Annotated in this window: 7 protein-coding genes and 1 pseudogene; 6 read left to right on the top strand and 2 right to left on the bottom strand. The window is 38.5% G+C overall.

The genetic code is table 11. The features are described 5' to 3' along the window. Positions 1–1,038 (top strand): M16 family metallopeptidase (locus tag UC75_RS20670; RefSeq protein ID WP_228137162.1); only part of this gene is annotated, 1,038 nt, incomplete at its 5' end. 61 nt (positions 1,039–1,099) lie between these two features. On the opposite strand, the gene UC75_RS07695 is transcribed toward UC75_RS20670, so the two are convergent. Further along, positions 1,100–1,483 (bottom strand): DUF3144 domain-containing protein, encoded by a 384-nt coding sequence (locus tag UC75_RS07695; protein WP_004790823.1) that lies wholly within the window; start codon positions 1,481–1,483, stop codon positions 1,100–1,102. A 107-nt stretch (positions 1,484–1,590) separates the two neighbouring features. Here UC75_RS07695 and UC75_RS07690 point away from each other — a divergent pair, with 107 nt between their 5' ends. Continuing rightward, on the top strand, positions 1,591–2,223 hold the full coding sequence (locus UC75_RS07690) for a hypothetical protein (protein WP_004790825.1): 633 nt from the start codon (positions 1,591–1,593) through the stop codon (positions 2,221–2,223). A gap of 35 nt (positions 2,224–2,258) precedes the next feature. Here the strand turns inward: UC75_RS07690 and UC75_RS07685 are convergent, their stop codons facing one another. Next, positions 2,259–3,722: a CYTH and CHAD domain-containing protein gene (locus UC75_RS07685; protein WP_049837216.1), complete on the bottom strand. Its 1,464-nt coding sequence runs from the start codon at positions 3,720–3,722 to the stop codon at positions 2,259–2,261. 165 nt (positions 3,723–3,887) lie between these two features. On the opposite strand from UC75_RS07685, the gene UC75_RS07680 reads away from it, so the two are divergent. The 4 genes and pseudogenes from UC75_RS07680 to UC75_RS20665 all read left to right on the top strand — a co-directional run. Continuing rightward, positions 3,888–4,271 carry a DUF962 domain-containing protein gene (locus UC75_RS07680; protein WP_128825154.1) on the top strand — a complete coding sequence of 128 codons (384 nt, stop codon included), beginning with the start codon at positions 3,888–3,890 and terminating at the stop codon, positions 4,269–4,271. Positions 4,272–4,386: 115 nt separating this feature from the next. Beyond that, complete coding sequence (thiE, locus tag UC75_RS07675; RefSeq protein WP_049837214.1) at positions 4,387–4,998, top strand: thiamine phosphate synthase; 612 nt, start codon at positions 4,387–4,389, stop codon at positions 4,996–4,998. Between the two features lie 42 nt (positions 4,999–5,040). Next, on the top strand, positions 5,041–6,339 hold the full coding sequence (hemL, locus tag UC75_RS07670) for a glutamate-1-semialdehyde 2,1-aminomutase (protein ID WP_049837213.1): 1,299 nt from the start codon (positions 5,041–5,043) through the stop codon (positions 6,337–6,339). Positions 6,340–6,401: 62 nt separating this feature from the next. Further along, positions 6,402–6,475: pseudogene (locus tag UC75_RS20665) on the top strand (acyl carrier protein); the annotation flags it as partial.

Genomic DNA, 6,475 nt, shown 5'->3' with positions numbered 1-6,475 from the left:
GCTGACGGCAATGGCATGACTATTAATATTCAGTCTAAATCTGAAAAATTTGATGAGTTTTTCGAGTTTGTTCTTGATGTGATGAAAAATCCAAAATTTGAGCAATCTCAATTTGATTTAATTAAATCGCAAAGTTTATCAAGTCTTGATCGTCCTTATACCGAGCCAGATGTAGTAGCGGGCTTAACACTTTCACGTTTGCTAGAAGAATATCAACCGGGTGATTTGCGTTATCACTTTGAACCTGAACTGGCAAAACAGCAATTGAAAAACGCAACTCAAGAGCAAGTGAAAGAGTTGTATGAACGTTTCTTTGCAATGAACCATGCTCAAATTGCCATTACGGGTAAATTTGATGCGAAAAAAATGCAGAAATTACTTAATCAGGAATTTGGTCGTTGGAATGGTAAACAGCCTTATCAAAAAATCTTGATTAATCATGTGGATTTTCCAGCTCAGCAAGTTCATGTTTTATCTGAGCAGCGCGAATTTGGTAGCTACCAAAGCGTGCTTTCAATTCCAGTTGGGAAAAACCATCCAGATGCATCTGCATTAATTTTACTTAACTATATTTTAGGTGAGTCTCAAATTTCATCACGTTTGGCTCAAGAGCTTCGTGAGAAAAATGCGCTAGTCTATGGTTTTGGAAGTGGGCTGCAACTTGACCGTGATACGAATGTAGGGGCCTTAAGCATTAGTGCAAATTATACTTCTGGTCGCTCAGCACAAGTGTCTGCATCAATACATAAAGTGTTGAATGACTTGTTGAAAAATGGTGTGACTGAGCAAGAGCTTGAAGCTGCTAAAGCAGATATCATGAAGAAACGCGTTACGGCATTAGAAGATGAACGTAATATTCATGGGATGTTAAATCTACAGCTTGAAACAGATAAAACATTACAAGACCGTGTTCGACATGATCAGAACTTGACTAAACTGACTGTTGCAGACGTAAATGCAGTAATTAAAAAGTATATTAAACCTGAACATTTAGTCGAAGTGATGGCTGATCAATATGGTCAGGCAGCAAAAAAATAAAGTCTTATCGCAAATAAAAAGCCACTAAATTGTGGCTTTTTATTTGGATGTTTAAATCATCTTAATGATCATGTTTATGCGCATGAAAATCTTCATTTTTACGGAAACGTAAATAATTTTCGAACTGTTCACAGTACTCATCAAAGTTATCTTCAAGCATCATTTGAAATTGTTGCACAAGATAAGACATCACTTGATCTTTAGCAGCGCGCATTTCTTCGCCATCTTTAAAATTATTTGCTGCTACCCACGTGTTAAAACGGGCACTAGCAAACAACATTGCTGCACTTACTTGACCACGCAGTTCTGCTGGATCTGGCTTTTCACCTTTTGGCGGGCGACAAAAATCATTGGCTTGTTTAATGAATTCATCCGCACGCTCAAAGAAAACAGCATTTAACGCTTCTTCTTCAGTAATATCTGTTGCATTAATCTTTTGAGACATGACTTATTCCCGCAAAAATAGAGCTGCTTATTATAGGCAAACGCTTGCGGAAACAAAACCTTTGACTTAGTCTGTAAATAGCCTAAGTATTGGTTGGAGAGTCTAATATGCAAGATGCGATTGCTATTCAAAGTTTAAAAACAGATATTGCTTTATTACGCCAGCATGTTTTCCCACCTCAATATTTAGAGCATGTTGAAGGACTGCCGATTTATTATGGCTTGCAAGAAGAAGTCGAAAATTATTATCGCCAATGGCAAGGTCTAATTGAAAGGGCACAAGAACTTTTCCAGCCATTTATGGAAGATGAATTACCAGATGCTATTCATTTGCCAAGTCATTTAAATTTACCGCTATTCTTTTTTCATGTAGACAGAATTCGGATTAATAAAACACGCGCAAAAGAATCGAAAACTTTCCGTGGAGTTGCGAGTCTTATCGAAAAGTGCGGGCAGTTCGAAACTGATCAGATTTTTACGATGCAAGAATGGTTGCAGAGCGACGATACCGCGGCTTTAGTTGCTCACCGTGAATTCATTGATTTAAGAACGTATGTTTTCCAGCATGGGCAAAGTGAATATACCCGTTCACGTTTTTATACCAATGGTATTGTGTTAGGTGTCGAACCACATTTTAAATTGGTCGATGCCCGTGATAAGCCAAGAAAGCAACGTAGTGATAGCTATAATGACCCATTAGCAGATAATGGCGTGTGGAAAGTATTTGGTAAGTACCGATAAAAAGTCGCTGCTTGTTTACAGCGACTTTTTATAAATTACCAAAAAGTTTCAGTTTGACTAAAAGTTTGTAAAGCTTTGGTAGACCGTTTTTGTAGGTGAGGTTGTTTGGCTTTTACCCAGCCTAATGCAAACCAGAAAGATGAGTCATTTTCGACAACTTTATTGAAAATACCTTCCGCAATAAATAAGTCGTTATATTGACCTAAGGTGTTTTGTACAGGTTGTAGATGTTTTAAATATTGCTGTACTTTCTTGTCAGGATAAAGACTTGAAATAAACTCAACACAATAACGTAACTGCTTAGCTGTCTTTCGTATTTTGTGCTGTTCAGTCACTTCAAGCTCAGAGAAGTGTTCAGCATTGCTAATCACTTTATGATGTAATTTATCTAAACTCTTTTTAATATGTTTTTTTAACCCACCTGTTTTGTTCTTTGAATCTTCTTCTGAATACGCAAATGCTAATAAATCGAGTAATAGCTTAATCGTGTCCGCAGAGGTAAAGATTGTTGAGAGTTCTTTTGAGGGCTGAACTGAAACGGGTAGTAAAAGCTCAGGCGAACCATGTTGTTGAATGACAGGTAACACCTCGGTACGAATAGCATCTTCATCGCGAGTGTCTCCAAGCTTACGAAAAAGCTCCGCAATTTGTTCTTCCCAAATAGGATTTAGCTCGCTTGACCAGCCAGAGAAATGTTTCAGTGCACTGCGTAAACGACGTAAACTTACACGTGCCTGATGAATATGCTCAGGTTCGGCAACTTCATCGGCAATTGCAGCCATATTTGGTAAAAATTGTCCTAAACAGTTTTCGATAATCTTTTTTAGAGCCTGTTCAGCAGTAATATCTTTATTTAATGTCAGAGCTTTGGCATGTACAGCGGGCGAGGCTGTTTGTCCCAGTGCTAATAAATTGCCACGTTCGGCTTTACTTCTTACATCAAGCCAAAGTGCATAACGATTAATCCATTGCTGTGCAAATTGAATAAGCGTTTTTACTGCGCCTTGCTTGAGTTCAAATTCGACTTCACAAATTATACTTTGTGTATCTGCTGTTTTTACGACCCCATCATCTAAGCAAACTTCAATAGCCGTATTATCTGCTTCAAACACATGATAGGTGCGCTGTACATCAGTCTCAAACTGCAAACTTAGTTTTTCAGCTTGCGTTCCTAAAACTGCGTTAATTAAATCAGTTACGACTTTATTATTTTGATATAACTCAAGGTTTAAGTCAGGTTCTTGGTCACACACACCTAAATGAATTTCTTCTTCAACACGGTGTAGGTGGCTTTGACCTGCGGCTTTAAATGTTTGTACCCATTGATCATCTTCTTTACGTAAACGTAGGGCCATGCCATTTTTTGCGAGTAATCGATCAGGGGTATCGTAATACTTGGCCTGTAAGTGAATATATTTCGCTTTATGTTTTTTTAAGTATTGTTGGACAGTTTTTTTCTTCGATTCAGGTAACTGAAACTTTAGTTCGACTTCGACCATAATATATCTCCCTGAATCAGGTATTTAAACTATCTTGAATAAGTATAATAGCTTAGCGCTAAAAGTAATGCTTTTGATAGAGAAAGTTACAATCAAACATATGACGCTAGGCTTTTATTTAGGTGTACAATCAGGTGACGTTTTGATCAAATAAAAATCAGGAAGATGATCGTGAATGCACCAATAAACTTTAGCCATGAAGCTCAGCCAGAGTTTGAATTGCCGATTAAAAACTATCAGGAATTTTATCGTTTTTATTTAACTGAACACCGTAACATCATGAGCAGACGCTTACATGTGGTGGGTAGCAGTATTGGTATATACTTTTTTTCAAAAGCAATTCGTAAGAAACAGGCCAAATATGTGCTCTATGGTTTGGTAGCGGGTTACGCAAATGCATGGGTTGGACATTTTGTGTTTGAAAAAAATAAGCCTGCCAGTTTTAAACAACCTTTCTATAGCTTTATTTCTGATTGGCGAATGTTGTCTGATGTTGCACGTGGTCGTTTAAGTTTGACGGATCGCAAGCATGACAAAATACCAAGTTAATTTTACTTTCTATTCTAAATATACCGATTGGTACTGGTAAGCCTATATCAATCGGTACTTATGATGTCCTATAAATCCGTTATACTAGCGAAGTTTTTTAAAGCAAGAGTAGAGTATGCGCGGTTTATATCTCATTACCAATGATGACCCAATCCAATTATTATTAGAAAAATTAGACGCCGCACTCGCAACTCGTCAGGTCGCAATTTTACAGTACCGCCGTAAGAAAGTAGAAAAAGCAGACCAGCCTGCAGAAGTTGAACAGATCAAACTTTTATGTGAAAAATATCAAGTTCCTTTTATGATTAATGATGACCTAAAACTAGCTGCTCAGTTTGGTTTAGGTGTGCATTTAGGGCAAAGTGACGGTGAAATTACTGACGCAAAATCGCAGTTACCAGAAGGTGTCATTATTGGCCGTACTTGTCTAAACTCATTAGAACTTGCACAAAAAGCAATTGCAGATGGCGCGACTTATATTGCGTTTGGTGCAGTCTACGCGACTTCTACAAAACCTGAAGCAGGTAATGTGGGTATCGAAGTGATTAAGCAGGCAGCAGCTCAATATGATTTACCAATTTGTGCGATTGGTGGTTTAACTGTTGAAAACTCAAAACCTGTGATTGAGGCTGGGGCTGACCTCTGCGCAGTCATTAGTGATATATTAGGTCGATCAACTGCTGAAATTCCTGCCCGTGTACAGGCCTGGGCACAATTATTTTCTTAAGCTTTCAAAATTATTTTTTAGATATTTAAGACGAGCATTTCCATGAGTTTATCTCCAAAGCAAGAACAGTTATTTAAACAAGCCAGCAAACACATTCCAGGTGGTGTGAACTCTCCGGTACGTGCCTTTAATGGCGTTGGAGGAACACCTGTTTTCATCGAGAAAGCAAAAGGTGCTTATTTATGGGACGTAGATGGTAAGCGTTATGTTGACTATGTTGGTTCTTGGGGACCAATGATTTTGGGTCATGCTCATCCAGAAATTATTAAAGCAGTACAAACAGCCGCAGAAGATGGTTTAAGTTTTGGTGCACCAACCGTACACGAAACAACGTTGGCAGATATTATCTGTGAAATCATGCCATCAATTGAATTGGTGCGTATGACGAACTCTGGTACAGAGGCGACCATGACGGCTATTCGTTTAGCGCGTGGTTACACTGGCCGTGACAAGATCGTGAAGTTTGAAGGTTGCTACCACGGTCACTCTGACTCACTTTTAGTAAAAGCAGGTTCAGGCTTACTGACTTTAGGTGAGGGTGAACCGACTTCAAAGGGTGTTCCTGTTGATTTTGCTAAACACACTTTAACGTTACCTTACAACGATATTGCAGCATTAAAAGAATGTTTTGCTAAATTTGGTCATGAAATTGCTGGCGTTATTATTGAGCCTGTCGCGGGTAATATGAATATGGTGAAACCAATCGACGGTTTCTTACAAGCCATTCGCGATGTGTGTGATGAATATAAATCTGTATTTATTATTGATGAAGTGATGACAGGTTTCCGTGTTGCTTTAGGTGGTGCTCAATCGGTTTATAACATCAAACCTGATTTAACGACTTTAGGCAAAATTATTGGTGCAGGCTTACCCGTTGGTGCATTTGGTGGTAAGCGTGAAATCATGGAATGTATCGCACCTTTAGGCGGCGTATACCAAGCAGGTACATTGTCTGGAAATCCTCTTGCTATGCGTGCGGGTATCGAGATGTTCAAACATCTTCGCCAACCAGACTTTTACAGTAATTTATCTGCTCAACTTGAAAAGTTACTTGCGGGCTTACAAGCCGCAGCTAATGAAGCAGGTATTCCATTTAAAACTCAGCAAGCTGGTGCAATGTTTGGTCTTTACTTTACCGACCAAGAAGACATTACAAGCTTTGACTCAATGTTGGCGTGTGATATTGAAGCTTTCAAAAAATTCTTCCATGGCATGTTAAAGCGTGGAGTAAACTTAGCACCTTCAGCATTTGAAGCAGGCTTTATTTCATCTGCTCACTCTGATGAAGATATCGAATATACGATTCAGGCTGCCAAAGAAACTTTCGCTGAAATGAAGTAAGCAAAAAAGCCCGTGTTAAACGGGCTTTTTAATTTGAGCTATTTTTATATTTGTAGAGAACAATGTTTTATCCCTTACCTCGAAAAATCCAATTAGCAGCAAATACTTCAAATTGGTCAATTGAGTCTACGCAAAG

It is taken from the genome of Acinetobacter sp. V2 (assembly GCF_001188385.1).
Taxonomy (GTDB): domain Bacteria; phylum Pseudomonadota; class Gammaproteobacteria; order Pseudomonadales; family Moraxellaceae; genus Acinetobacter; species Acinetobacter oleivorans.
Note: the sequence above shows the minus strand (reverse complement) of the source record. Positions and strands in the feature narration are given on the sequence as shown.